Source organism: Polyangiaceae bacterium (genome assembly GCA_015075635.1).
Lineage (GTDB): Bacteria > Myxococcota_A > Polyangia > Polyangiales > Polyangiaceae > JADJKB01.
On record JABTUA010000003.1, the window covers coordinates 77,933 to 101,528 of the forward strand.

Here is a 23,596-nt window from a genome sequence, read left to right on the forward strand (position 1 = left end):
GGAATGTCCAAGTCGAACCTAGTGGCTGGACTCGACCGCGTCGTCGCGCTCGGACTCGGGCGTGCCGGCCGCGCGCCGCCCGCACTCGCGAACGGCGACGACGATCACGGCGATGATCGCGACCACGGCGTACCACTCCCAGCGGTGCCGAGTCGCGGGCCTTGGCGTCGGCGTGGAGATCACCGCCGGGCGCTCGGGTCCGGGGCCGATAGCCGCCTGGATCACGCTCTGGTGCTTCTCCCGCCGCTCCGGCGGCGTGCCTTGGAAGGTGAGCCAGAACGAGCCCGCGCGCGCCTCCGCCTCGCGGGACGCCCCGTAGAGCTGCATTGCCGTCGGCAGGTCGGTTCGGAGCCAGCCCGGGGCTTGAAAGGTCGTCGTCTTGGTCCCGCACTGCGCGCACTCGAGGGAGTCGTCGGTGCCCGGCTCGACCAACATCAGCTCCGCGCGGCACTTCGCGCAGGTCGGCGCGCCCAGCGTGTAGCGGGCGACGAGCCGGCCGTCCGGCGTCACCTGCTCGGCGACTCGGGTGTCGGAGTCCGTCTCCGGCAGGTCGAAGCTCTTCTCGTCGATCTCGGCGAACAGCTGCGTCCAGCTGACGCTGCTCACCTCGACGGCTTCGCCGCAGGCGGAGCAGGCGACTCGCAGGTGCGGCGCGCCGAGCCCCACCGGTCGATGGCAGGCGGCGCACGACGCCTCGATCTCCAGCCGGACGGGGCGCTGGAGGGCAGCCCGGGGCGCGTTCGACATCGGCCCCGCATTCTATAGAAAAAGTGGGGCGCGAGCGGCGATTCGCTCGCGGCCTGGGCCTGCCGTAGCATTCCCTCAGCGTGCGTCGCCGTCGCCCCCCCCACTACGTCGAGCCGGGTGGTCCGCTCTATTTCCCGAGCCCGGAAGCCTACGACGACGAGGGCCTGGTGGCCGTCGGCGGCGACCTCTCCGTGCCCCGGTTGCTGCTGGCGTACGACAGCGGCATCTTTCCCTGGTACGACGAGGGCCTGCCGCCGCTCTGGTGGTCGCCGAACCCGCGCGCCATCATCGAGCCCGCCGCGCTCCACGTCTCGCGGAGCATGCAGCGAGTGATCCGGCACGGCACCTTTCGCGTGACCTGGAATCGAGCCTTCGGCGCGGTGATGCGGGGCTGTGCCGACCGCGAAGAGGGGACCTGGATTCTGCCGGAGTTGCTGGAGGCCTACTCCGAGCTCCATCGGCTGGGGCACGCCCACAGCCTCGAGGTGTGGCAGGGCCCGGACCTGGTCGGCGGTCTCTACGGCGTACAGCGCGGCGGCTTGTTCGCCGCGGAGAGCATGTTCCATCGCGCGACCAACGCCTCGAAGCTCGCCCTGATCGCGACGCTGCGCGCGCTCGCCTCGAGGGGCATCGAGCTGTTCGACACCCAGCTCTCGACGCCCCACCTGGTCTCGCTCGGGGCGACGGCCATCCCGCGCCGCGAGTACTTGGCGCGGCTCGCCCGAGCCAGGCACCTGGACGTACACCTCGACGGGCTCGATCCGGCAGCATTCCTGCTAGAAGACCAATCTTGATAATCCCGACGAAAATAGTGCTAGATTAGCGCCCCGTGTCGCCGATCCCGAGCGCCCGCCTGAGCCACCTCGCCAAGCTCGAGGCGGAGAGCATCCACATCATCCGCGAGGTCGCCGCCGAGTTCGACAACCCCGTCATGCTCTACAGCATCGGCAAGGACTCGTCGGTGATGGTGCACCTGGCGCGCAAGGCGTTTCATCCGGGGCCCTTGCCCTTCCCGCTCCTGCACATCGACACGACCTGGAAGTTCCGCGCGATGATCGAGTTCCGGGACCAGTTCTGCAAGGTGCTGGGGCTCGACCTCCGGGTACACGCGAACCAGCAGGGCCTGGACGAGGGCATCAACCCGTTCGACCACGGCAGCCAGAAGTACACCACCGTGATGAAGACGCAGGCGCTCCTGCAGGCGCTCGCGGCGGGCGGCTACGACGCGGCGTTCGGCGGCGCGCGGCGGGACGAGGAGCGCTCCCGCGCGAAGGAGCGCATCTACTCGTTCCGCGACCGCTACGGGCAGTGGGATCCGAAGAACCAGCGTCCCGAGCTCTGGAACCTGTACAACGCCAAGATCACCAAGGGCGAGAGCATCCGCGCCTTCCCGCTCTCGAACTGGACGGAGCTGGACGTCTGGCTCTACATCCACCTCGAGGAGATCCCCATCGTGCCGCTCTATTTCGCGGCCGAGCGACCGGTGGTGGAGCGCGACGGCGCGCTGATCATGGTGGACGACGAGCGCATGCGGCTCCGCCCCGGCGAGCAGCCCCGCCTCGAACGCGTGCGCTTCCGCACCTTGGGCTGCTACCCGCTCTCCGGCGCCATCCGCTCGTCTGCCACCACGCTCCCGGAGATCATCCGCGAGATGCTCCTGACCAAGCACTCCGAGCGGCAAGGGCGCCTCATCGACTTCGACGAAGAAGGCTCCATGGAGACCAAGAAACGCGAAGGGTACTTCTGAGCGTGAACAGCGAAGAAGAGCTGATCCAGGGAAACATCGAGGAGTACCTGCGCCGCCACGAGCAGAAGGAGCTGCTCCGCTTCGTCGCCGTCGGCTCGGTCGACGACGGGAAGTCCACGCTGATCGGCCGCTTGCTCCACGACACGCACGGCATCTACGAGGACCAGCTCAGCGCGGTCAAGCGCGCGTCGAAGCAGGGCAGCGACGAGATCGACTTCTCGCTCTTCACCGACGGGCTCAAGGCGGAGCGTGAGCAGGGCATCACGATCGACGTCGCCTACCGCTATTTCTCCACGGACAAGCGCAAGTTCATCATCGCCGACACGCCCGGGCACGTGCAGTACACGCGCAACATGGCCACCGGGGCCTCGACCGCCGATCTCGCCATCATCCTGATCGACGCCCGGCTGGGCGTGCTCCAGCAGTCGCGCCGGCACGCCTACATCGCCGCGTTGCTTGGCATCCCCGAGCTGGCCGTGTGCGTGAACAAGATGGACCTAGTCGGGTTCGAGCGCGGCGTCTTCGAGCAGATCCGCGCCGACTTCGCCAGCTTCGCGGAGAAGCTCGGCTTCTCCGGCGTGAGCTTCATTCCGGTGAGCGCTCTGGCCGGGGACAACGTGGTCAGCCGGAGCGAGCGGGCGCCTTGGTACGAAGGCCCGACCCTGCTCGAGCACCTTGAGACGGTGGACGTCACCGGGGCGGTGTCCGGCGCGGAGCTCCGCTTCCCGGTGCAGGTGGTGATCCGCCCGGACCTGAACTACCGGGCGTTCGCGGGCCAGATCGCGGCGGGCAGCGTCGCCAAGGGAGACGAGATCCTGGTCTTGCCCTCGCGCAAGCGCTCTCGGGTCCTCGCCATCGACAGCTTCGCCGGCGAGCTCGAGCGCGCGTCCGCGCCCATGAGCGTGTCCATCCGGCTGGCGGACGAGATCGACGTGAGTCGCGGCGACATGCTCGTGCACCCGAGCGCGATCCCAAGCGTGGGTCGTCGCCTCGACGCCATGCTGGTCTGGATGGGCGAGCGCGCCCTCGACCCGCAGCGCAGCTATTTCTTGAAGCACACCACGCAGTACGTCCGCGCGGAGGTGGAGCGCGTCTCGCACACCATCGACCTCGAGACGCTGGAGCCGGTCTCGGCCACCCACCTCGAGCTGAACGACATCGGGCGCGTCACGCTCTCGTGTCACCGCCCGCTCTACTCGGATCCCTACGCGAAGAGCCGAACCACCGGCGCCTTCGTGCTCATCGACGCCATCACCAACAACACGGTGGCGGCAGGCATGATCCTGGAGGCAGGGCTGGGCGAGCCGGAGAGCGAGCGCACCGGTCCGGTGGGGCGCCCGCGCTCGCTGGTCAGCCGGGCGGAGCGCCACGCGCGCCTCGGGCAGTCGGGGGCGGCGATCTGGCTGGCGGGGCTCCCGGCCTCGGGCAAGAGCAGCATCGCTTACGCGCTCGAGCGCGTGCTCTTCGACCGCGGCAAGGTCGCGGTCGTGATGGACCCGAACGACGATGTCACCGGCGAGCTGGGGCCGGGCGGGGGCAGCCCGCCGCACGCTCCGGAGGTGGCGCGGCGCCTCGCGGACGCCGGGCTCATCGGCATCTTCGCCTTCGAGTCACCGCTGGCCAGCGACCGGGCGCAGATCCGCGCGCTGGTCGGCGCGCTGCGCTACTTCGAAGTCCACGTGGCGACTCCCCTCGAGGTGTGCCGCGCGCGCGACACCCACGGCGCTTACGATAGAGCCCACGGCACACCACCGTTCGAGCCCCCCGCGAAGCCCGACATCGTCGTGTCCGCAGAGCACGACGACGCCGAGCACATCGCGAGCGCCATCGCAGCCGCGCTGGAGGCGCGCGGAATAGTCTGAGCTCAGCCCCGCTTGTCGTGCCGCTCGTACTCCTTCTGCAGGATCTTGGCCGCGACATCGCGCCCCCCTAGGCCGAAGGCCAGCGCCAAGGCCAGGCACACGGCGCCCAAGAGCAGCGCGAAGGCGATGGCGATGAGCTGACGGCCCACGCCGATCTGCTGCAGCGCCATCATCGACGAGAAGGCCACGATCCCGACGTGCGCCACGACGCCCAACGAGCGCACCAGGCGATCGGAGGAGGACTTGGTCAGCTCGTCGATGCGCTTCTTGGACCAGCTGCCTGCCCAGAGGCCCGCGCCCACCAGCACGGCCGCGACCAGCACGTTGGGCAAGAACGCGATCAGGCGGTCCAGCAAGCCGGCGAGCCCGCCCAGATCGAGCGTGCCGAGCACTTGTCGAGTGAACAGCAGCACCACCACCGCGCCCACGATCACTCCGGCGATGTCCGCCGGCGTGTGGATGCCGGCGCTGCCGTGGGAGCCGAGCAGGTCGTCCGTGCCTTCCTTGTCGGCGCCTTCGTCCCCCTTCATGCGCTGCTCGACCAGGTGCTTGGACTCCTCTTCCTGGGTCTTGGCCTCGGCGGTCAGGTGCTTGAACAGGCCGATGTGGACCATCAGCGTGTTGAAGCCCATGGCCGCGAGCAGCCGCGCGGCGACGTTGCCGGTCACGCGAGCCACCACCACGCCGATGGACATGAGCACCGCCGCCACCAGGAGCTTCGGCATGTAGACGTAGATGCGGTCGAGCATCGACCCGAGGGGCACGCTGATCTCCTTGATGTCCAGGCGCCCGACCGCGCTGATGGCGAAGTGCAGGAGCACGAACGCCATGGCGATGGAGCCCAGGATGCCGCTCAGGCTCTGATCCCGGGTCACGCGGCCGAAGCCGAGGCGCGCCATGCCTTTGTCCAGACCCACGCGCTCGAGCACGCCGGACACCAGCGTGCGCACCACACGCGAGAGCACGTATCCCACCGCGAGCAGGACCACGGCCGCAGCCACCTTGGGCAGGTAGGTCGTCACGGTCGCAAAGGCGCTGGACAGAGGCGCCGCCAGCGCGCCGATCTTCAGCGCTTCCAGCACCGGGATGGCGACCACCACCAGGATGAACCAATACGCCACGTCGCCGATGGTGTTGGTGAGCGGGTGCTCGGGGCGGACCTTGGCTTTCTTCTTCTTCTTGCCCTCGAGCTTCTCCTCGCTGACCTCTTCCGTGCGGACCGTGTCGGGCTCCTCGCCGGACAGCTTCTGCATGCGCTTCTCGAAGCCGATGCGTTCCAGCAGCGTCACGAGCAGCTTGCGGACGCCGGTCGCCACAAGGAATCCGACCAGGCCGATGACCACGGCTTTCATCAGGTTCGGCACGGCGCCGGCCACGTCGTTCAGCACCGTCAAGAGCGGTGCTGTTACGGCGGTGATGCCCAGGTAGCTGAAGAACGCCACCAGCACGAACGCCAAGAGCAGGTAATAGACGACCTTGGCCACTGCGCGCTCGACGCGCGAGCCGCGGTCACCGCCGGTCTCGAAGCCGACGAGCTCGGCGACCTTGTCGTCGACGGTGGTGCGCCGAAGCGCGGCGTAGAGCGACTTGTGAATGGCGTAGGCGATGAGCCATCCGCCGATCAGGACGGCGAGCGCGATGCCGAGCTTGGGGAGTCGGGGAATGGTGCTCTGCCAGAGATCTTGGAGCCACGGGGTGGATGCGAGCTGGGGCATGGGTCCTCCTCGCGGGGGAGCGTCCCCGAGCGGGCGAAGGACCACAAGAGCGCGCTCAGAACCGACGGACCGCGCCCACCCAGCCGGGCCCGACGCGGAGCGCGGTCGCGGGACCCTCCTTGTCGCTGCTCAGGAGCAGGTACGCGCCGCCGGCCAGCGCCAGCCCGCCGACGATGAAGCTCGCGCCGGAGACGGTGCCCAGCGTGCGACCCCGGTCCACCGCGTCCATGCCGTCGGCGTTGCAGCGCTTGTTCTCGTCGCAGTTGTCGTCCACGCGGCGCCGCTCGCCCAGCACCATCAGGCCCGTGATGGTGCCGACCGAGACCCCGACCAGGCCCACGCCGCCCAAGGCGTAACCCCAGGTCCGCCTCGAGCTGGACTTGGTCGCGCTCCGGTTGTCGCCTTCGTCTGGGGCCTTGGCACCGAGCGTCAGCACGACGCGCTCGGTCTGCCCCTCGCGCAGCGACACCCGGCGCTGGCTCGGCGCGTGACCCGGGGCTTCGACCGTGAGCTGGTGTGTGCCGGGATCCACGGGCAGCGCGGTGTCGAGCGCAGCGGCGCCCAGCTCGACGCCGTCACGCAGCACTCGCGTACCGGGCGGGGCTCCCGGCGCGAGCACTACCGTGAGCTTCGGCAGCTTGGGCTCGAGGGCGTTGGCGCGCCCGAGCGCGAGCGCGTGACGTTCGTCCGAGGCAGGCACGCGCTGAGTCACCTCGCGAAACAGCGTCCAAGCCGTGGCGAGGTGGCCGAGCCGCTCCTCGCAATCGGCTAGGTTCAGCACCGTGCCCGGCGCAGGATCCAGTCGATTGCTCTCACGGAACTTGGCGCACGCTCGGCTGAAGTCACCGGCCTTCGCCGCCTCGCGCCCCTCGGCGAACAGCGCCTCGGCCGTGGTCGCGTCACGCGTCTGGGCCGCGAGCCCCGGTGAGACCAGCGCCAGCGCGGCGACGACGAGTACGACCCTCATGCTCACCCTCCGGGACTATAGCCGCTTGTCGAACGGATTCGTGCTGGGAGGTTTGGGCTGCACCAACGTGGCCGTATTCGCGGGAGCCGCGCTCGCAGCGGGCTTCGGCGTCTTGGCCACCGGCTTCTTCACCGATGCGGGAGGAGCCGCGACCGGCGAGCGCGCCTCGGGCGTGACCTCCGGGGTCGGGGCCGGCTCGGTTGGTGGTGGAAGGGGCACGATGCGGGTCTCGGTCACCGTGGGCGCGATGCCTGCCGGCGTTGGCGCGATGGGCTCCGTCTTGCCTCGCCAAGCCAGCGCTCCCACGCCGAGCAGGAGCAGCAGCGACGCCGCGGCCGCGCCCAACACCCAGCGCTTCGGCCGAGCCGGCTCGCGCACCGAGTCGATGCCGGTGATCACCGGACGAGCCGTCGTGTAGCTCTTGCCGGTGATGACGCTCGACAGGTCCGGTGGCGCGACCAGCGTCTGGGCGTCCATCAGGCCCGGCGAGGACGGCGTCGGCAGCGAGAGCGGTGCGTCGTGCTCCGAGAGCCCCAGCGCCGAGAGCAACGCCAGGCGCATGCTGTGAGCGTCGGGGAAGCGGTCTGCTTTGTCGAACGCCAACGCGCGATCGACCAGGGACGCGGTCGCGTCGGGGACGCTGGGTAGAACCTCCCCGAGCGATGGTGCCTTGCTGGTGGCGCTCTTGATCAGCTGCTCCTGGACCGTCTCCGCTTCGTGGACGTGACGGCCGGTGAGCAAGTTGAAGATGGTCGCGCCGACGGCCCAGATGTCCGTGCAGGCGTCCACGTCTTCCCAGCGACCGCGGGCCTGCTCCGGCGCCATGAAGGCGGGAGTGCCGAGGAGCGAGCCCGCGCGAGTCGAGCTGCCGTCCGGCGTGAGCTCGCGGAGCCGCGCGATGCCGAAGTCCAAGATCTTCAGCTCGCCACCGCGGGTCAGGAACAGGTTCTCCGGCTTCAGATCGCGGTGGACGACGCCCCGCTCGTGGGCAGCGCCCAGGACGGACAGGACCTGGTTGGCGATGGCCAGGACCTCCGGCGGATCGAGCCGGCCCTTGCGCGTCAGGCGCGCGTCCAGGGTCTCGCCGTCCAGCAGCTCCATCACCAGAAAGGGGGCGCCGTCGTCCGTCACGTCGTCGTCGAGCACCTTCACCGTGCCCGGGTGGTCGACCGCGTTCGCGACGTAGCCCTCGCGCAGGAAGCGCGCCGTCACCTCGGCGTCGATGGCCAGCTCCGGGTGAAGGACCTTGATGGCCACGCGAGACTTGTTGCGATGGGTGGCTGCATACACCGTAGCCATTCCACCCACACCGACGATGCGCTCGAGCCGCCACTTGCCACGGAGCACCGTGCCCAGGCGCGCTTCCGCGCGATCAGTGACGTGGTCGGCCAGGGCCATGGTCTCCATGAGACGTCCGATCAACGGTGTTGGTTCGAACGCTCTTACGGCGGGTCATACGCTACATGGTTCCGGGCTGTTCCGTGCGACCCTTGAAGTAGGTGGTTCTCTCTCCGCGCTCCGCCCACAGCCCGGCACATCCGCGGTGTGGCGAAGGCGCCTACGTAAACATACGCCACCGGACAGTCTCGCACCAAAAACGCGCGGCACGGGAAGGAGGATTCCCCATACCTGGGTAAGATGCCTCGCCATTGGAGGAGCCGTCATGAAGCAGGGGATCAAGCGTCGCGGGTTGTTGATGGGCGTATTGGGTTTGGGTCTCGCGGGCGCATTCTACGCGGGCGTCGCCTACGCGGCGGACCAGCGCCTGGACGACGCCGATGCTGCGGTGGAGAAGGCCATCGCCCTCCTGCAAGCGGCAGAGAACCCCGGCGTGAATCCCCCGTTCGGCGGTCACCGGCAAAAGGCCATCCAGGATCTGAAGAAGGCCCGCGCTCAGATCGCCAAGGCCAAGGCCTACGCCGACAACCCGAAGAACAAGCCCAAGAAGCCGAAGAACTGAGCCCATGCGGGCCGCACTCGTGAGTGCGGCGCTGACCGCGCTCGCGGCTAGCGCCTGCGTGGTGTCCTTCGACGGCTACGAGCTCGGGTCGGGCGGAGGCAGCGCGGGTGCGCCTGCGGGAGGCGCTGGCGGCGGCTCCGGCGGAACCATCACCGCTGGCAGCGGAGGCGCGGCGACCGGTGGCAGCAGCGGCAGCGCGACCGGCGGAAGTGGCGGCGCGACCGGCGGAAGTGGAGGCACGACCGGCGGCGCTGGCGGAGCGACGGGTGGCAGCGGCGGCGCGACCGGCGGCAGCGCCGGCACGACCGGCGGAAGTGGCGGAGCGACGGGTGGCAGCGGCGGCACGACCGGCGGCAGCGGCGGCACGACCGGCGGCAGTGGCGGCACGACCGGCGGCAGCGGCGGCACGACCGGCGGAAGTGGCGGAGCGACGGGCGGCACCGGCGGGGCGACGGGCGGCACTGGCGGCGGACCCACCTGCCCAGGCGGGGGTGGCACCGCTCAGATGCTGGCGATGCCTGGCGGCTGCATCGACAAGACCGAGGTCACTCAGGAGCAGTACTCTGCGTGGCTCGGCGGGAGCCCCTCGACCAGCGGGCAGCCAACCGGGTGCAGCGGCAACACGAGCTTCGTCCCGAGCTGCAACTACAACCCGGTGACCACGGCGAACAAGCCGGTGGTCTGCGTCGACTGGTGCGACGCTTTCGCCTATTGCAAAGCCGCCGGCAAGCGCCTGTGCGGGGCCATCGGCGGCGGCACGGTAGCCCCAGCGTCCAACACCGATCCCGCGAAGAGCCAATGGCACCTCGCCTGCACGCAGAACGGAACCCGGACCTACCCCTACGGATCCATCTTCGACAAGCTCGCCTGCGTCGGTCTGGACAACAACAACTTCATCGCCACGCAGAACGTGGGCAGCGTTCCCACCTGCCAGGGCGGCTACCCGTTGCTCTACGACATGAGCGGCAACGCCGCCGAGTGGGAGGACTCCTGCGAGACGAACGGTGACTGCTACGCCCGGGGCGGGCACTACCTCTCGGTGCCAGCGGATCTGGCCTGCGCTGCGAAGCCGAAGTTCCCTCGCATGTCGCACGACAAGTCGCGCGGGTTCCGCTGCTGTGCGGATTGAGCCTCAGTAGACCGTCAGCGCCTTCTCGATCAGACCCGCGATCTCGTTCAGCTCGGGGTCGGTACCCCCGGGGTTCGCCGCCGCGGCCAGCTGCTTGGCCTTCGCGAGCTCCTGCTTCGCCGTGGACGGGTTCTTCAGCGCCTCGGCGTAGGCGATGATGGCCTTGGCCTTGGCCAGGTACTTGGGCGGGGTGGAGAGCAGCGCGCCGAGCGTCGACTTGGCCGACGTCTCTTGCTTCGCGTGTCCAGTCGGCAGCTGCCAGCGCACGACCACCTCGACCGGATCGGCGCCGTCGAACGCGGACGCAGCGCACGGCGCCACGACCTGGTTGAACACCATGGCATCGTCCGGCGCTAGGTGCTGCGGCTCGATGACCTCGGGGTTCGTCGAGTACTCCTCGCCGTAGAACTTCTGGATGCCCATGTACCAGGGCAAGCGCAGCTCCACGCCCACCGAGCGCGCTGCGATGTCCATGGTCTCGTCGAAGCGCTTGCCGAACATGTTCTTGGCTTCGCTCGTCGTGTCCAGGTACACGTAGGCGCCCCGGCCCGCGTCGGTGACGGTGTTCATCAAGGTGTCGTTCACGCCGGCGCCCACGCCGACGCCGACCAGATAGATGCCGTCGCCGTCGTTCGTGGCGGCGCCGTCGCCGATGATCTTCTCCTGCGTGACGCCCACGTTGGCGATGCCGTCGCTGATCAACACGACCCGGTTGAGCTTGCTCGGGTCGAAGCTCTTCTGCGCCAGGCTGTAGCCCTTGGTGAGCCCGCCGTTCAGGTCCGTGCCGCCACCGGCGGAGAGCGACTTGGCCAATGAGACGACCTTGGCGTCGCTCGGCCCGCTGGCGACGTGCGAGTCCAGCACCACCGCCTGCGCGGTGTTCCAGGTGACCATGCTGACGATGTCGCCGGGCTTCAGCTGCGCCGCGATGGCCAGCACGGCCTCCCGCTGCAACACGATCGGCTCGCCGCCCATCGAGCCCGAGGTGTCGAGGACGAAGGTCAGCACCATCGGGCGCCGTGGCTTCGTCGCCGCGGGAGAGGCCACCCCGATCTGAAGGTCGTAGCTGCCCGGCTCGTCGCCGGCGGCGAGCTCGGACACGATGGAGAGCTTGCCGGCGTCCGCGGCGGGATAGCCGACGTTGTAGTAGTTCAAGAACTCGTAGGTCCTGAGGATGTGGGGCGGGACTTGCTGGCCCGTCGAGAGCAGGCGTCGCGCGATGGTGGGCGACGCCATCGAATTCGAGTCGTCGGAGGACAGGAAGAACACTGCGTCCTCGGTCGGGTCGAGGGCCGCGCACAGGTCCGCGTCGCCGGCGTCGGCGTCGGTTCCCGCGTCCTCGGCTGGGCCGGCGCCCGCGGCGCCGCCGGTGCTGGCGCCGCCGAACCCACCGGTGGCCGCGCCGCCGGAGCCGCTGTAGGCGCCTGCCGCACCGCCGTAGCCGCCGCCGCCGCCGAAGCCCGGGCTCGCGTCAGAGTGCAGACCGCCTCCCATGGACCCGCCAAAGCCGGCGTTGCCGGCCGCGCCCGTCGGAGAAGCGTCACCACCGTCCGAGCTCGAGCACGCGCCGAGCGCCGCTCCCAAGAGGACCAGAACCGCCGCGCCAAGCAAGGTCGTCCGCATGTCTCACTCTCCTGTCGGGGGGCGGTTTGCAACGCCCGTGCCGGGGCGCGTGGCACAGGCTGGCACGCTCCCGATTTCGGGTGCGCCGCCGGGGCGCCTCTGCTTCGATCCCGACCGGAGGGCGTCGGGTTGGAGAGCGAGCTAAAACGCCTGACGCGGGCCTACCAAGCGCTGTGCTCGTGCCAGAGCCAGATCGTGCGCGCCGCGTCGGAGCAGGAGATGCTCGATTCGGTGTGCCGAACGCTGGTCGACGTCGGGCGCTACCGCATGGCTTGGGTCGGGTACGCCGAGCACGATCCGCAGCGAACGGTCCGGCCCGTGGCGGTCGCGGGTGAAGAGGCCGGCTACCTGAGCTCGATTCGCGTCAGCTGGGCAGACGACGTCCACGGTCACGGCCCGAGCGGCACCGCCATCCGCACCGGCCAGCCTCATGTCAACCGCGACAGCGACACGAACCCCGCGTTCGCGCCCTGGCGGGAGGACGCCCTGAGGCGTGGATTCCGCTCCTCGGTGGCGCTGCCGCTGTCAGCGGAGGGGGAGGTGTTCGGCGCGCTGTCCGTCTACTCGGCGGAGCCCGACGCGTTCGACGGCCACGAGTGCTCGCTGCTCATCCGCTTCGCCGAGGACCTGGCGTTCGGGGTGAGCGCCTTGCGCGCGCGCCGGAGCCTGGCGCAGCGCGACACCGAAGCCCGACAGTTGGTCCGCGAGCTGGGTGAACGCGTCAAGGAGCTCACGGCGCTGCACCAGGGAGCGCGCCTGTTGTTGCAGGGCACTGGCACCGTGGAGGACAGACTCCCGGAGCTGGCTCGCCTGCTGCCTCCCGCGATGGAGCATCCAGAGCACACGACCGCCTGCATCAGCTACGCGGGCCACACCTACGCGACCGAAGGGCACGCACCTTCGGCTCGAGTGCTGAGCGCGCAGTTCGAGACGGCCGCGGGCGGGCGTGGCTCGGTCGAGGTCGACGATCATGGCCCGGCCGACCGGGAAGGCGCGTTCCTTCCCGAAGAGCGCGCCCTCCTGGCATCGCTCGCGGACATGCTGCGGGTCGCGCTCGATCGGCAGCAGGCGGTGGAGGCGCTGCGGTCGGCGAACGAGCGCATGAACCTGGCCTTCGAGGCCGCGGGCATGGGTGTCTGGGAGTGGGACGTCGCCGAAAACCAGGTGCGCTGGTCCGAGCACCTGGCCCGCATGGTGGGGCTCGTCGGGGAGCAGCGCGGCCCCTTCGGGGAGCAGCGCGAGCTGATCCACCCGGACGACCGCGAGCGCCTGTACCAAAGGCTGGAGCGCGCGGGCCGAGGTGAGGACGACCTCCGCGGTATGGAGTTCCGGATCGTTCGCGCCGGAGGCGGCTGGCGCCAGATGCTGGCGCGCGCGCGGTTCTTCCCCGAGCCGCCCGCTCGTCCCACCCGCATCCTGGTGGTGCTGCTCGACGTCAGCGAGCGGCACGCGCTGGAGGAGGGGTTTCGCCAGGCGCAGAAGGTCGAAGCCCTCGGCCAGGTCGCGGCCGGTGTCGCCCACGACTTCAACAACCTGGTGACGGTGCTCCTGGGCGCCGCCGAGGCGCTCCGCGAGCAGGCCCCGGCGAACGCTTCATGGCGTCCGCTGGTGGAGGACGTGTCGGAGGCCAGCGAGCGCGCCCGACGACTGACCGCCCAGCTGCTCACCTTCTCACGCAAGAGCAAGTTCCAGCCGGCGGCGGTGGACGTCTGCGACCTGGTGACCCGGCTCGAGCCCGTCCTGACGCGCTTGGTCGGCGAGGCCGCCGAGCTGCGCTTCGAGCTCGATCTCGGCGCCGGCAGGGTCTGGGCCGACCCTGCGCAGATCGAACAAGTGGTGATGAACCTGGTCGTGAACGCGCGCGACGCCATGCCAGAGGGCGGGCGGCTGACGGTGAAGACGCACGCGAGCGAGGTCGTCGGCCGCTCGGGGGCGGGCGCCGGCCCCGCGCGCTACGCGGTGATCGAGGTGAGCGACTCCGGTCCCGGCATCGCCCCGGCGATTCAGGAGCGCATCTTCGAGCCGTTCTTCACCACCAAAGGAGTCGGCAACGGCACGGGGCTCGGCCTTGCGCTGGTGACCCGGGTCGCGCGGGAGTGGCAAGGCTTCGTGGAGCTGGAGAGCTCGCCGGGCCGCGGCGCGACGTTTCGCGTGCTCCTGCCTCGGCTGGCGGAGTGAGAGCTCACCCGTCGCCGCGCGACAGCGCGAAGGCGTGGCGGACGTCCTTGCCGCGCACCATGAACACCACCATCTCCGCGATGTTCGTGGCGTGGTCGGCGATGCGCTCCAGGTACTTCGCGATCGACTGTAGGCGGGTCGCGCGGAACACGCTATCGGAGTCCTTCATCATCAGCTGGAGCAGCTCCGGGAAGAGCTGGGCGTAGTAGGCGTCCACCTGCCCGTCGCGCTCGATGACCTCTTCGGCCGCCTCGGTGTTGCCGGCGACGAAGGCGTCCAGGGCGTCGTGCAGCATGGCCAGGGCGGCTTCGGCGATGCGAGTCACGCTGGTGGTGGCGGGCAGTGGCGGCTCCGCTGCCAGCTCGATCACGCGCTCGCAGACGTTCACGCCGAGGTCCCCCATGCGCTCGAGATCCGTGACCAGCTTCATGGTCGTGGTGATGAAGCGCAGGTCGCTGGCTACCGGCTGGCGACGGGCGAGGATCTTCAGGCACAGCTGGTCGATGTCGAGCTCGAGCTGGTCGATTTGGTTGTCGATGCGAATGGTGAGCCGGGCGAGCTCCGCGTCGCGCTCGCTGAACGCACGCATCGCCTGGGCGAGCAGCTCCTCGGTCCGGGCCCCCATCAAGAGCACCTGCTCCCGGAGCTTCTCGAGCTCCGCCTCGTACTCGCGATCAGTGTGCCTTTGCAGAGATGTCATCCGAACCGCCCCGTGATGTAGTCCTCGGTCTGCTTCTCGCTCGGCCGGGTGAAGATCACGTCCGTCCGGTCGTACTCCACCAGCTCGCCCAGGTAGAAGAAAGCGGTGAAGTCGGCGACGCGCGCCGCTTGCTGCATGTTGTGGGTGACGATCACGATCGTGTACCGCTCGCGCAGCTCGTGGATGAGCTCTTCGACCCGTGCCGTGGCGATTGGGTCCAGCGCCGAGCACGGCTCGTCCATGAGTAGCACCTCCGGCTCGAGTGCCAAGGAGCGGGCGATGCACAGGCGCTGTTGCTGGCCGCCGCTCAGGCTGGTGCCCGAGCGGCCGAGGACGTCCTTGACCTCGTCCCAGAGCGCGACCTGGCGCAGGACGCGCTCGGTCAGCTCCTCGGGGTCCTTGGGGCGGATGCCGTTCAGCTTGAGCCCGGCCAGTACGTTCTCCCGGATGGTCATGGTCGGGAAGGGGTTCGGCTTCTGGAACACCATCCCGACGCGGCGCCGGACCCGAACCGGGTCCACGTCCCGGGCGTAGATGTCCTCTTGGTCGAGCAGCACCTTGCCCGCGACCCGGGCGCCCGGCACCACCTCGTGCATGCGGTTCAGACAGCGGATGAAGGTGGACTTGCCGCAGCCCGAAGGACCGATGATCGCCGTCACGTGCTTGTCCTCGACGGGCAAGGTCACGCCTTTCAGGACCTCGGTGGCTCCGAAGTAGGCCTTCAGGGTGTCGGCGCGCATCTTCGGAGCGTCCGCCGCGGGCGGGGTGCTCTGGCGGGTTTTGGCCCGCGCGGGGCGCGTGGACTCGGCGACGCGGACCAGGGGTAGGGAGCTTTGCATCATCGGGACCTCACGCGGTTTCTCACCAACAGGCGAGCGGAGACGTTCAAGATCAGGACCATGCCGACCAACACCAGCGCGGCGGCCCAGGCCTTCTGGTGCCAGTCGTCGTACGGCGAGACGGCGTAGGTGTAGATCTGCACCGGCAAGGAGGCCGTGGGTTGGGCGAGCCCGCTCGGCCAGAACGAGTTGTTGAAGGCGGTGAACAAGAGCGGGGCCGTCTCACCGGCGACGCGCGCGACCGCCAGCATGATTCCAGTGGCGATGCCCGGCGCCGCGGTGCGTAGCACCACGCGCAAGGTTGCGCGCCACTTGGGGACACCCAGACCGAGCGCCGCTTCGCGCAGCGACTCGGGCACCAAGCGAAGCAGCTCTTCCGTGGTGCGGGTGATGGTCGGCAGCATGAGCACGGCGAGGGCGACGCCGCCGGCCAAGGCCGAGAAGCTCTTGGTCCTGAGCACGATCAGCGTGTAGACGAAGATGCCGACGGTGATGCTGGGGATGCCGGACATCACGTCGGCGGAGAAGCGCACCAGCTTGGCGAAGCGGTGGTTGCCGAACTCGGCCAGGTACACACCGGCCAGAACGCCGGGCGGAATGCCGAACAGACAAGCGAGGCCCACCAGCTCCAAGGTGCCGACCAGCGCGTTGGCCATGCCGCCGCCGGTCTCCCCGACGGGTTTCGGCAGCTCCGTGAAGAAGGCCGCGTCGATGCCGCCGATGCCTCGGGAAGCCACGTAGAACAGCACCAGACCCAGCGGGATCAGCGCGAGCAGCGTGGCTACCAGGCAAGCGCCGCGCACCACCGCGTCCACGAGCTTGCGCCGCGTATGCTTCATCATGAGCGGGCTCCCTGCGGGAGGCGTCCGACGCGCCACACCAAGAGGCGAGCGATGACGTTCAGGATCAGCGTCACCGCGAACAACAAGAGGCCGATCTCCGCCAGCGCGCCCAGGTAGACGTCACCCGTCGCCTCGGTGAACTCGTTGGCGATGACGCTGGCCATGGTGTAGCCGGGGGCGAACAGCGAGGTGCTGATGTCCGCGCGATTGCCGATCACCATGGTGATGGCCATCGTCTCGCCCAGCGCGCGACCCAGGCCCAGGATGATCGCGCCGATGATGCCCGAGCGGGCGTAGGGCAGGATGGCGAAGCGGAGCGCCTCCCAGCGGGTCGAGCCCAGGGCCAGGGCGCCCTCGCGGAGCGTGTCCGGGACCGCGCGCAGCACCTCGCGGGACACGCTCGAGATGGTCGGCGTGATCATGATGGCGAGGATGATGCCGCCCGCCAGCATGCCGAAGCCCTGGTGCGGCCCCTGGAACAGCGGCAGAAAGCCCAGCGTCTTGCCCAGGAAGGGCTCCAGGTGATTCCTGAGGAACGGCGCCAGCGCGAAGATGCCCCACAGGCCGTAGATGACGCTGGGTACCGCCGCGAGCAGCTCGACCAGGAAGCTGACCGGTGCCCGCAACCAGGCCGGAGCGAGCTCGGTCAGGAAGATGGCGACGCCCAGGGAGATCGGCACCGAGATGCAGAGGGCCAAGAGCGACGAGACGAGGGTGCCGTAGATGAAGGGGAGCGCGCCGAACGAGTCGCGCACCGGATCCCAGTCCCGCCCCACGATGAAGCGCCAGCCGGAGTGCTCGATGGACGGCCGGGCGGCCGTCCACATCTCCAGCGCCATGGCGGCCAGCACCAGCACGATGGCCATGGCGAACAAGCTCGCCACGCCGCGGAACAGAAAGTCGCCGAGGTTCACCTCGGGGCCGAGGCGCGCGAGCCAGCCGGGCCGCTTGCGAACCAGGGGGACTTCCGTCCGCGAGCTCATGTCACCCGCCAGAGAGCAGCTTCTCGTTGCCGGAGCGCAGCGACTTGATGCGCTCTTCGGTCTTCTTGATCAAGCTCTCCGGCAGCGGCGCGTAGTCCAGCTCCGCCGCGTGCTTCTGTCCGTCGTGGAGCGCCCACCACAGGAATTTGGCGATGGCCTCGCCTTTGACCTTGTTCTTGGCGTCCTCGTAGACCAGGAGATAGGTGAACGCGGAGATCGGGTACGCCGCCTCACCCGGGGGATCGGCCAGGGAGGCGGTCAGCGTGTCATCCACCTCGACGCCAGCCGCTGCGGCAGTGATGCTCTCCGGCTTGGGCTCGACGAACTTGCCGGCCTTGTTCTTGACGTGGGCGATGGGCAGCTTGTTCTGTCGCGCATAGGCCAGCTCGACGTAGCCGACGGTGAAGGGAGTGGTCTTCACCTGGCCGGTGACGCCCTCGTTGCCCTTGGCGCCCAGTCCCACCGGCCACTTCACGCTCTTGCCGGCGCCGACCTTGTCCTTGAACTCCGGCGAGACCTTGACCAGGTAGTCGGTGAAGACGGCGGTCGTGCCGCTGCCGTCGGAGCGGTAGACGACCGCGATGTCCTTGTCGGGCAGCTTCGCGTCCGAGTTGGCCTCGACGAGCTTGGGATCGTTCCACTTCTTGATCGTGCCGAGGAAGATGCCCGAGACAGCCTCGGCGCTCAGCTTCAGCGGGCCGCTCACGCCCGGCACGTTGTAGGTGATGATGACCGCGCCCAACGTGGACGGGATGTGGTGCAGCTTCGCCGGGGCCTTCTGCACTTCGTCGGCGGTCATGGGCGCGTCGCTCGCGCCGAAGTCCACGGTGCCGGCGCTGACCTGCCGAATGCCGCCGCCCGAGCCGATGGACTGGTAGTTGATGCGGACGTTCGGGTTGACCTTGTTGTACTCGCTCATCCACTTGCTGTAGAGCGGGTAGGGGAAGGTCGCGCCGGCGCCGACCAGGGTCACCTGTCCGGTCGCAGGAGCCGCCGAGCCGCTCCCTGCCGGGCCAGCCGCCGTGCCTTCGGTCTTCGAGCAGCCGAGCGCCAGGGCGATCGGCAGACACACCAACACGCTCACCGCATTCCTTCGGGAAATCATGACGTAGCTCTCCTAACAGCGGCGCCCGCCCGGGGCGGGGCACCTCCGCAACAACCCTGTGACGATTTGGTGACGGGCCGGGGGGCCGGGGATCAGAACGAGACCTGGGCCGCGAGGATCAGCTCGTGGCGCGTCTTGGCCAGCTCGTAGTCGAACACGCTGTAGCTCGCCTGGAGCTTCGCCTCGTGCTTCGCCAGGTAGTAGTTGAGCCCGCCCTCGAACACCCAGGTCTCGTCTTCCTTGGCGGTGGAGTCTTCCTCCACGTTCGGATCCAGGTAGCCGATGCGCGCGACCGGCTGGAGGCGATCGAAGAAGGTGTAGCCGGCGGCGGCATAGAAGCCGTGGCCCCGGATGCGATCACTGCCGGTGGCGGGCACGTCCCAGGCGCGGATGTACTCCGCTTGCAGGAGCGCGTTCGCCATTTCGATGCGGAAGTCTCCTTCCACGCGGTCCTTGGTGGCGGTGCGATCGCGATCGGTGATGCCCATGTAGCCCACCGCGCCGACCATGATCTCCTTGATCGGATAGGCCTCGACGCGCAGGCCGACGTCTTTCTGATTGTTGGAATCGGCTCGGTTCTGCCCTTCGCCGTTCAGGATGCTGAGCGAGTAGTAGAACTTGTCGTCGAACAGCTTCTTGTCGACGCGCAGGCCGATGTCGCGCTTGTCGCCCCACTTACGGGCGGCCGCGGCGCGCTCCGGGAACAGCAGCTTGGACGAACCGTTGTAGCCTTCCCAGCTCACCGGGATCTTGAACTGGCCCATCGAGACGTCGGCGTAGTCGCTCATGAAGGTGATGAAGAAGTCCTGCATGATCGACACGGTGCTCGACTGGCTGACCGTGACGCTGGTCGAGCCGTCGGCGGTCGGCACGGTGGTCTTGTCCGGATCGAGGACCTTGGCGGGGTCGATCATCAGCTGGTACGCGACCTGCTTGGGCAGGATCTCGCCTTTCACTCGGATCTCGGCGCGGCGCAGCCGGAAGGTCGAAGGGGCCTTCACGCCCTCCTGGCGCGGGACGAACAGCCAGCCCTGGAGCAGCGCGCTCGGTTGGAAGACCCCCTGCTTGCCCACCGACATCTTCTTGGGCGCCGGCGGCTCGTCCAACTTCTGGGGCGGGGGCGCGGGCTCGGGCGCGGCGACGGGGACCTCGGGCGCGGCGGCCGCGACCGGGGGCTCGGCGGCGGGCGGTGCTGGAGCCGGCGCTGGCTCGGCTGCCGCCGGCGGCGCGGGCTCGGGTGCGGGTGCGGGTGGCGGCGCGGGTGCGGGCTCGCCCTGGGCGAAAGCGGGTGCAGCGTTGAGGAGAACGAGTGTGACAGTGGCGAACGAGAGGGAGCGGTGCATCATGGTGACCTCGACACGGGCGTTATCTACTCCTCGTGTGACGAGAACGTGACGAGTCCGTGAGCTTCGAGAAAAAATGCCGAGCATTGGGACAGAACCAGCATGATTTGGATCAACTGCGCCACCGCCGTGACGGCAGCGTGTCTCAGCCTGGGGTGCGGCTGCGCGGCTTCCAGCGAGCGACGCCCCGAGCAGCGCGCCGCCGAGGTCGCCGATCACCACGAGGCTTGGGGTGCGACGTTCTCCCTCCCCGCGGGCTGGAGCGGCGGTGAGAACGACGCAGGCGGCATCGAGCTCACCGACGGCGAGCTCGCGTTGATGGTCGGTCGCAGCGCGCTCGCGGAAGGCGAGTCCCTCGACGCCTTCGCGAAGGGCCGGCGCACCACGCTCGAAGAGCTGGGCGCTGCGGAGTCGCTGGAGCAGAGCGAGCAGCGCTTCGGGGGAGAGCGTGCGCTCCTCTACCGCGGCCGTGGCAGCGACGGTGTCGAGCTCCGTCTGCTGGTGACGCGGCTCGACCCCCGCACGGGGCTGAGCTTCCTCCTGATCGGTGAGGCAAAGCAGGCTGCCCGAGCCGACGCCGCGTGGACCAAGCTCCTGGGCTCGCTCACGCTTCCGGGGAAATGACGCCGCGTTCGCCCTTCGGCGCTCCGCTTGCTATGGTTCGGCCCCGGTGACGGAACCCAAGGACTCCGCGGGCCTGGACACCGAGGCCATCGACGACGCCTGGGGCGACGAGCCTGGTCCGGCGCCCGCGCCTGCGAGTGCCCCCATGGTGCCTTCGAAGCCGGTGGCCCGCGCGCTCCGCCCGCCCCGTCCGCTCCGCCCGCTCCCCGCGCCAGCCCCCGCGGCAGCGGCGGACCTGCCGCCGGACGACGAGATCGAGTTCGAGGCCGACGCGGTCGCGCGGGACTCGATGCCCACCTTCCAGCACCCGAATCCGCTCGAGTTCGATCGCGACCCGGACGCCGAGGCCAAGCCGCGCCCTCCGCTGCCCAAGCCGCCGCGGCTGCCGAAGCTGCCGCGAGGCTAGTCTCGACTTGCGCACTTTCACGCCGCGAAGAACTCGCCGCGCGAGCGTTTCGTCGAAGTCAGCCCCGCAGCGTGACCTGCGAGAAAGTCGCGACTCATCCCGCGGGACGAGGAAGCATCCGCCGGCCCACCCCTCCGGGTATCGCGAAGCGCGTTCGCCGGCAGTTTCCGTGGGTTTTCGCCACTCCTGATGATCGTGATCTGATCGTGGCAAGACTGCCCAAGTCGAGGCTAGTCTAGCTCGTCTCCGTAACGTTCGGCGCGGAGCGCTCGGGAGGCATCTCGGTACGCAGCGTGAACGAGAATTGCGTGCCGGAGCCCAGCGTGCTCTCGACGCGAACGCTGCCGCCCATGGCTTCCACGAGATGCTTCACGATCGAGAGTCCGAGCCCCGTGCCGCCGAGCTCGCGCGAGCGACCCGCGTCCACGCGGTAGAAGCGCTCGAACAGGCGCGGCAGGTGGCGCGGCTCGATTCCGGGACCGTCGTCGGAGACCGATACGCGCACCAGGTCACCTTCTTCGGACGCGCGCAGGCTCACCGTGCTGCCGTTTGGGCAGTACTTCACCGCGTTGTCGATCAGGTTGGTGAGCACATGGTCCAGCGCCTTCGGATCCACGCAGACCTTCGGCAGGGCGGCTGGTAGGTCCGCCAGCAGACGGATGCGCTTCTTGTCCGCGCGCTCGCGGAACAGGTCGATCACGTGCGACGCGACGCTGCCCAGCTCGAGCGACGCGAACCCGAGTTTGTAGGTCTGCGACTCGATTCGGGAGAGGTCCAACAGGTCCTCCACCAGCTCGCGCAGGCGCTCGGCGTTGCGGTCGATGATCTCGACGAAGCGCCGGGCCGCCTCGGGGTCCTTCTCCAGCGCGGTGTCCAGCGTCTCCGCGGCCGAGCGGATGGCCGTCACCGGCGTCCTGAGCTCGTGGGAGACGTTCGCCACGAAATCCCGGCGCATCGTCTCCAATCGACGCATGTCCGTGACGTCCACGAACACCGCCAGCGTCCCGCCCTGCTCGCCTGCCAGGGGCGCCGCGCGCACCAGCAGGCGGCGCGGCTTGATGCCGCCCACCTCGATGTCCCTGGAGTGGGGCTCGTCGCTCTCGATCACGTCGTCGAGCAGGGATTTCAGCTGTGCGTGCCGGATCACCTCGAGCGGCGTCTTGCCTTGGGCGTCCGAAGGCAGCAGCAACATCTCGCAGAGCGCCGGGTTCACCAGCGCCACGCGGCCGTCGCGGTCGAGCAGGAGCACGCCCTCTTGCATGCCGCTCAGGATGCCGCTCACCCGGTCGCGCTCGGAGCGCAGCTCCGACAGCGTCGAGCTCAGGCTGCTGGCCAGGGCGTCCAGAGCGCGGCCGAGCTCGCCCAGCTCGTCGGTGCCGGAGCGTCGGGTTCGCGTGGCCAGATCTCCCGCCGCCATGCGCCGGGCCGCCTCCGTGAGCGAGCGGGCGTCCCTCCAGACCAGCTGCGCGGCCGCGCTCGAGAGCACCACCGCCACCGCGATGGCCAGCAGCGCCGCGATGAGCGCGAGGCGTCGCAGGTCCGCGACGGCGCCGTCCACGCGGGCGAGCGACAGCGCGACACGGGCGACGCCGCCCGGCTTGCCATCGCGCTGGAAAGGCTCCGCCATGTAGAGCATGCGCTGGCGCACCGTGGTGCTGTGGCGCACGCTCTCGCCGGTTCGTCCCGCCAGCGCCGCGTCCACCTCGGCGCGACCGCGGTGGTTCTCAACCCTGGGCAGCTCGGCCCAGGTGACGTCCGAGTCGCCGAAGACCTTGCCTTCGAGGTCGATCAGCGTGACGCGCGCCTCGGCGCGCTTGCCCAGATCCTGCGCGAGGAGCTGCCACTCCTCCGGCGAGTCGGCGGGGGCGTCCGAGAGCTCCCGCGCGATCAGCTTCACGCGGACGTGAAGGTCGGTGCGGACGCTCTGGAGCAAGGCGTCTTCGAGCGCGCCGCGCAGGTAGGCGTAGCTGGCGATGACCGACGCGATGATCAGCCCGAGCGAGAGCAGGAAGAGCTTCGCGCGGACACCAAGCCTCAAATGCTCGCCTCGTCGGGCGAGCCCTTGAACCGATAGCCGACCCCGCGCACCGTCTCGACGTAGTCGCGGGCGCCTTCGAGCTTCTCCCGCAGGCGCTTTACGTGCGTGTCCACCGTGCGCGTGGTGATGTCGGCCTGGATGCCCCAGACGTCATCCAGCAACGCAGCCCGAGTCTGCACGCGGTTCTTGCGCTCGTACAGCGTCACCAGCAAGCGGAACTCCAGCGCGGTCAGCTCGATCTCGTGCTCTTCGACCCAGACGCGGTGCGCCTCGCGGTCGATCTTCAGGCAGCCGAACTCGATGGTGGCGTCCGAAGGCGGGCGTTCGCTCTTGGCTCGGCGCAAGATGGCCTGGATGCGCAGCATCAGCTCCCGAACGCTGAACGGCTTGACGATGTAGTCGTCGGCGCCGAGCTCGAACCCGACCACGCGGTCGATCTCCTCGCCGCGCGCCGTGAGCATCACGACCGGGATGCCGCGGGTCGCGGCGTCCTCCTTCAGCGTGCGGCACACGTCCGTTCCGGGGACGTCCGGCAGCATCAGATCGAGCAGCACCAGGTCGGGGTGCTCGGCCCGGGCCAGCCGCAGGCCCTCGACGCCACGCTCGGCCGACAGAGCTTCGTGGCCCGCTTGACGCAGGTTGTACGTGAGCACCTGCTGCAGGTCTCGTTCGTCCTCGATGACGAGTACTTTTGCCATCGCGCCCTCGGAGTAGCCTGATTGTGTGACGAACCGGTGACGGAGTGGGTCCTGGTGTAGCAAAGCTTCTTCTCCTCTGCACTCGGGAAG

The 23,596-nt window shown here is 69.2% G+C and carries 21 protein-coding genes; 8 read left to right on the forward strand and 13 right to left on the reverse strand.

The window, feature by feature from the left end:
- Positions 1–18: 18 nt before the first annotated feature.
- On the reverse strand, positions 19–747 hold the full coding sequence (locus HS104_30910) for a hypothetical protein (protein ID MBE7484367.1): 729 nt from the start codon (positions 745–747) through the stop codon (positions 19–21).
- Positions 748–827: 80 nt separating this feature from the next.
- Here HS104_30910 and HS104_30915 point away from each other — a divergent pair, with 80 nt between their 5' ends.
- The 3 genes from HS104_30915 to cysN are packed head-to-tail and all read left to right on the forward strand — an operon-like array spanning position 828 to position 4,356.
- Entirely contained in the window at positions 828–1,541 is a 714-nt protein-coding gene (locus HS104_30915) for a leucyl/phenylalanyl-tRNA--protein transferase (GenBank protein ID MBE7484368.1), read from the forward strand.
- Positions 1,542–1,576: 35 nt separating this feature from the next.
- The gene (gene cysD, locus HS104_30920; GenBank protein MBE7484369.1) at positions 1,577–2,494 is read left to right on the forward strand and encodes a sulfate adenylyltransferase subunit CysD; all 918 of its coding nucleotides are present in this window, start codon (positions 1,577–1,579) and stop codon (positions 2,492–2,494) included.
- 2 nt (positions 2,495–2,496) lie between these two features.
- Positions 2,497–4,356 carry a sulfate adenylyltransferase subunit CysN gene (cysN, locus tag HS104_30925; protein MBE7484370.1) on the forward strand — a complete coding sequence of 620 codons (1,860 nt, stop codon included), beginning with the start codon at positions 2,497–2,499 and terminating at the stop codon, positions 4,354–4,356.
- Between the two features lie 2 nt (positions 4,357–4,358).
- On the opposite strand, the gene HS104_30930 is transcribed toward cysN, so the two are convergent.
- The 3 genes from HS104_30930 to HS104_30940 are packed head-to-tail and all read right to left on the reverse strand — an operon-like array spanning position 4,359 to position 8,436.
- A complete protein-coding gene (locus HS104_30930) occupies positions 4,359–6,071 on the reverse strand; it encodes a mechanosensitive ion channel (protein MBE7484371.1) in 1,713 nt (570 codons plus the stop codon).
- A gap of 55 nt (positions 6,072–6,126) precedes the next feature.
- On the reverse strand, positions 6,127–7,038 hold the full coding sequence (locus HS104_30935; GenBank protein ID MBE7484372.1) for a PEGA domain-containing protein: 912 nt from the start codon (positions 7,036–7,038) through the stop codon (positions 6,127–6,129).
- A gap of 15 nt (positions 7,039–7,053) precedes the next feature.
- The gene (locus tag HS104_30940) at positions 7,054–8,436 is read right to left on the reverse strand and encodes a serine/threonine protein kinase (GenBank protein MBE7484373.1); all 1,383 of its coding nucleotides are present in this window, start codon (positions 8,434–8,436) and stop codon (positions 7,054–7,056) included.
- Positions 8,437–8,701: 265 nt separating this feature from the next.
- Here HS104_30940 and HS104_30945 point away from each other — a divergent pair, with 265 nt between their 5' ends.
- Together HS104_30945 and HS104_30950 are read left to right on the forward strand one after the other, a co-directional pair.
- Positions 8,702–8,998 (forward strand): hypothetical protein, encoded by a 297-nt coding sequence (locus HS104_30945; GenBank protein ID MBE7484374.1) that lies wholly within the window; start codon positions 8,702–8,704, stop codon positions 8,996–8,998.
- Positions 8,999–9,002: 4 nt separating this feature from the next.
- Positions 9,003–10,127: an SUMF1/EgtB/PvdO family nonheme iron enzyme gene (locus HS104_30950; protein ID MBE7484375.1), complete on the forward strand. Its 1,125-nt coding sequence runs from the start codon at positions 9,003–9,005 to the stop codon at positions 10,125–10,127.
- Between the two features lie 3 nt (positions 10,128–10,130).
- Here the strand turns inward: HS104_30950 and HS104_30955 are convergent, their stop codons facing one another.
- On the reverse strand, positions 10,131–11,750 hold the full coding sequence (locus HS104_30955; protein ID MBE7484376.1) for a VWA domain-containing protein: 1,620 nt from the start codon (positions 11,748–11,750) through the stop codon (positions 10,131–10,133).
- Between the two features lie 129 nt (positions 11,751–11,879).
- On the opposite strand from HS104_30955, the gene HS104_30960 reads away from it, so the two are divergent.
- On the forward strand, positions 11,880–13,928 hold the full coding sequence (locus HS104_30960) for a GAF domain-containing protein (protein ID MBE7484377.1): 2,049 nt from the start codon (positions 11,880–11,882) through the stop codon (positions 13,926–13,928).
- A 4-nt stretch (positions 13,929–13,932) separates the two neighbouring features.
- Here HS104_30960 and phoU read toward each other — a convergent pair whose 3' ends face one another.
- From phoU to HS104_30990, 6 genes are all read right to left on the reverse strand, one after another.
- Positions 13,933–14,628: a phosphate signaling complex protein PhoU gene (phoU, locus tag HS104_30965; protein MBE7484378.1), complete on the reverse strand. Its 696-nt coding sequence runs from the start codon at positions 14,626–14,628 to the stop codon at positions 13,933–13,935.
- Positions 14,625–15,470, reverse strand: a complete 846-nt coding sequence (gene pstB, locus HS104_30970; protein ID MBE7484379.1) for a phosphate ABC transporter ATP-binding protein — start codon at positions 15,468–15,470, stop codon at positions 14,625–14,627. Before pstB ends, phoU begins: the two co-directional genes overlap by 4 nt.
- Entirely contained in the window at positions 15,467–16,309 is an 843-nt protein-coding gene (gene pstA / locus HS104_30975) for a phosphate ABC transporter permease PstA (protein MBE7484380.1), read from the reverse strand. Before pstA ends, pstB begins: the two co-directional genes overlap by 4 nt.
- Entirely contained in the window at positions 16,306–17,292 is a 987-nt protein-coding gene (gene pstC, locus HS104_30980; protein ID MBE7484381.1) for a phosphate ABC transporter permease subunit PstC, read from the reverse strand. The genes pstA and pstC overlap by 4 nt, the downstream gene beginning before the upstream one ends.
- Position 17,293: 1 nt before the next feature.
- Positions 17,294–18,397: a phosphate ABC transporter substrate-binding protein PstS gene (pstS, locus tag HS104_30985; protein ID MBE7484382.1), complete on the reverse strand. Its 1,104-nt coding sequence runs from the start codon at positions 18,395–18,397 to the stop codon at positions 17,294–17,296.
- A gap of 92 nt (positions 18,398–18,489) precedes the next feature.
- Entirely contained in the window at positions 18,490–19,740 is a 1,251-nt protein-coding gene (locus HS104_30990; GenBank protein ID MBE7484383.1) for a hypothetical protein, read from the reverse strand.
- Positions 19,741–19,842: 102 nt separating this feature from the next.
- Between HS104_30990 and HS104_30995 the strand changes: the two genes are divergently transcribed.
- The gene (locus HS104_30995) at positions 19,843–20,364 is read left to right on the forward strand and encodes a hypothetical protein (protein MBE7484384.1); all 522 of its coding nucleotides are present in this window, start codon (positions 19,843–19,845) and stop codon (positions 20,362–20,364) included.
- A gap of 46 nt (positions 20,365–20,410) precedes the next feature.
- On the forward strand, positions 20,411–20,770 hold the full coding sequence (locus HS104_31000) for a hypothetical protein (protein ID MBE7484385.1): 360 nt from the start codon (positions 20,411–20,413) through the stop codon (positions 20,768–20,770).
- A gap of 235 nt (positions 20,771–21,005) precedes the next feature.
- On the opposite strand, the gene HS104_31005 is transcribed toward HS104_31000, so the two are convergent.
- Together HS104_31005 and HS104_31010 are read right to left on the reverse strand one after the other, a co-directional pair.
- A complete protein-coding gene (locus HS104_31005) occupies positions 21,006–22,808 on the reverse strand; it encodes a PAS domain-containing protein (GenBank protein ID MBE7484386.1) in 1,803 nt (600 codons plus the stop codon).
- A complete protein-coding gene (locus HS104_31010) occupies positions 22,805–23,506 on the reverse strand; it encodes a response regulator (GenBank protein MBE7484387.1) in 702 nt (233 codons plus the stop codon). Before HS104_31010 ends, HS104_31005 begins: the two co-directional genes overlap by 4 nt.
- Between the last annotated feature and the right edge of the window lie 90 nt (positions 23,507–23,596).

What these genes read in the sequence shown, in the direction of transcription:
- phoU (MBE7484378.1), bottom strand. Translation starts at nt 14,628, where the DNA reads ATGACATCTCTGCAAAGGCACACTGATCGCGAGTACGAGGCGGAGCTC.
- HS104_30950 (MBE7484375.1), top strand. Translation starts at nt 9,003, where the DNA reads ATGCGGGCCGCACTCGTGAGTGCGGCGCTGACCGCGCTCGCGGCTAGC.
- HS104_30990 (MBE7484383.1), bottom strand. Translation starts at nt 19,740, where the DNA reads ATGCACCGCTCCCTCTCGTTCGCCACTGTCACACTCGTTCTCCTCAAC.
- HS104_30955 (MBE7484376.1), bottom strand. Translation starts at nt 11,750, where the DNA reads ATGCGGACGACCTTGCTTGGCGCGGCGGTTCTGGTCCTCTTGGGAGCG.
- HS104_30945 (MBE7484374.1), top strand. Translation starts at nt 8,702, where the DNA reads ATGAAGCAGGGGATCAAGCGTCGCGGGTTGTTGATGGGCGTATTGGGT.
- HS104_30935 (MBE7484372.1), bottom strand. Translation starts at nt 7,038, where the DNA reads ATGAGGGTCGTACTCGTCGTCGCCGCGCTGGCGCTGGTCTCACCGGGG.
- HS104_30930 (MBE7484371.1), bottom strand. Translation starts at nt 6,071, where the DNA reads ATGCCCCAGCTCGCATCCACCCCGTGGCTCCAAGATCTCTGGCAGAGC.
- HS104_30995 (MBE7484384.1), top strand. Translation starts at nt 19,843, where the DNA reads ATGATTTGGATCAACTGCGCCACCGCCGTGACGGCAGCGTGTCTCAGC.
- pstS (MBE7484382.1), bottom strand. Translation starts at nt 18,397, where the DNA reads ATGATTTCCCGAAGGAATGCGGTGAGCGTGTTGGTGTGTCTGCCGATC.
- pstC (MBE7484381.1), bottom strand. Translation starts at nt 17,292, where the DNA reads ATGAGCTCGCGGACGGAAGTCCCCCTGGTTCGCAAGCGGCCCGGCTGG.
- pstA (MBE7484380.1), bottom strand. Translation starts at nt 16,309, where the DNA reads ATGATGAAGCATACGCGGCGCAAGCTCGTGGACGCGGTGGTGCGCGGC.
- pstB (MBE7484379.1), bottom strand. Translation starts at nt 15,470, where the DNA reads ATGATGCAAAGCTCCCTACCCCTGGTCCGCGTCGCCGAGTCCACGCGC.
- HS104_31010 (MBE7484387.1), bottom strand. Translation starts at nt 23,506, where the DNA reads ATGGCAAAAGTACTCGTCATCGAGGACGAACGAGACCTGCAGCAGGTG.
- HS104_30940 (MBE7484373.1), bottom strand. Translation starts at nt 8,436, where the DNA reads ATGGCCCTGGCCGACCACGTCACTGATCGCGCGGAAGCGCGCCTGGGC.
- HS104_30910 (MBE7484367.1), bottom strand. Translation starts at nt 747, where the DNA reads ATGTCGAACGCGCCCCGGGCTGCCCTCCAGCGCCCCGTCCGGCTGGAG.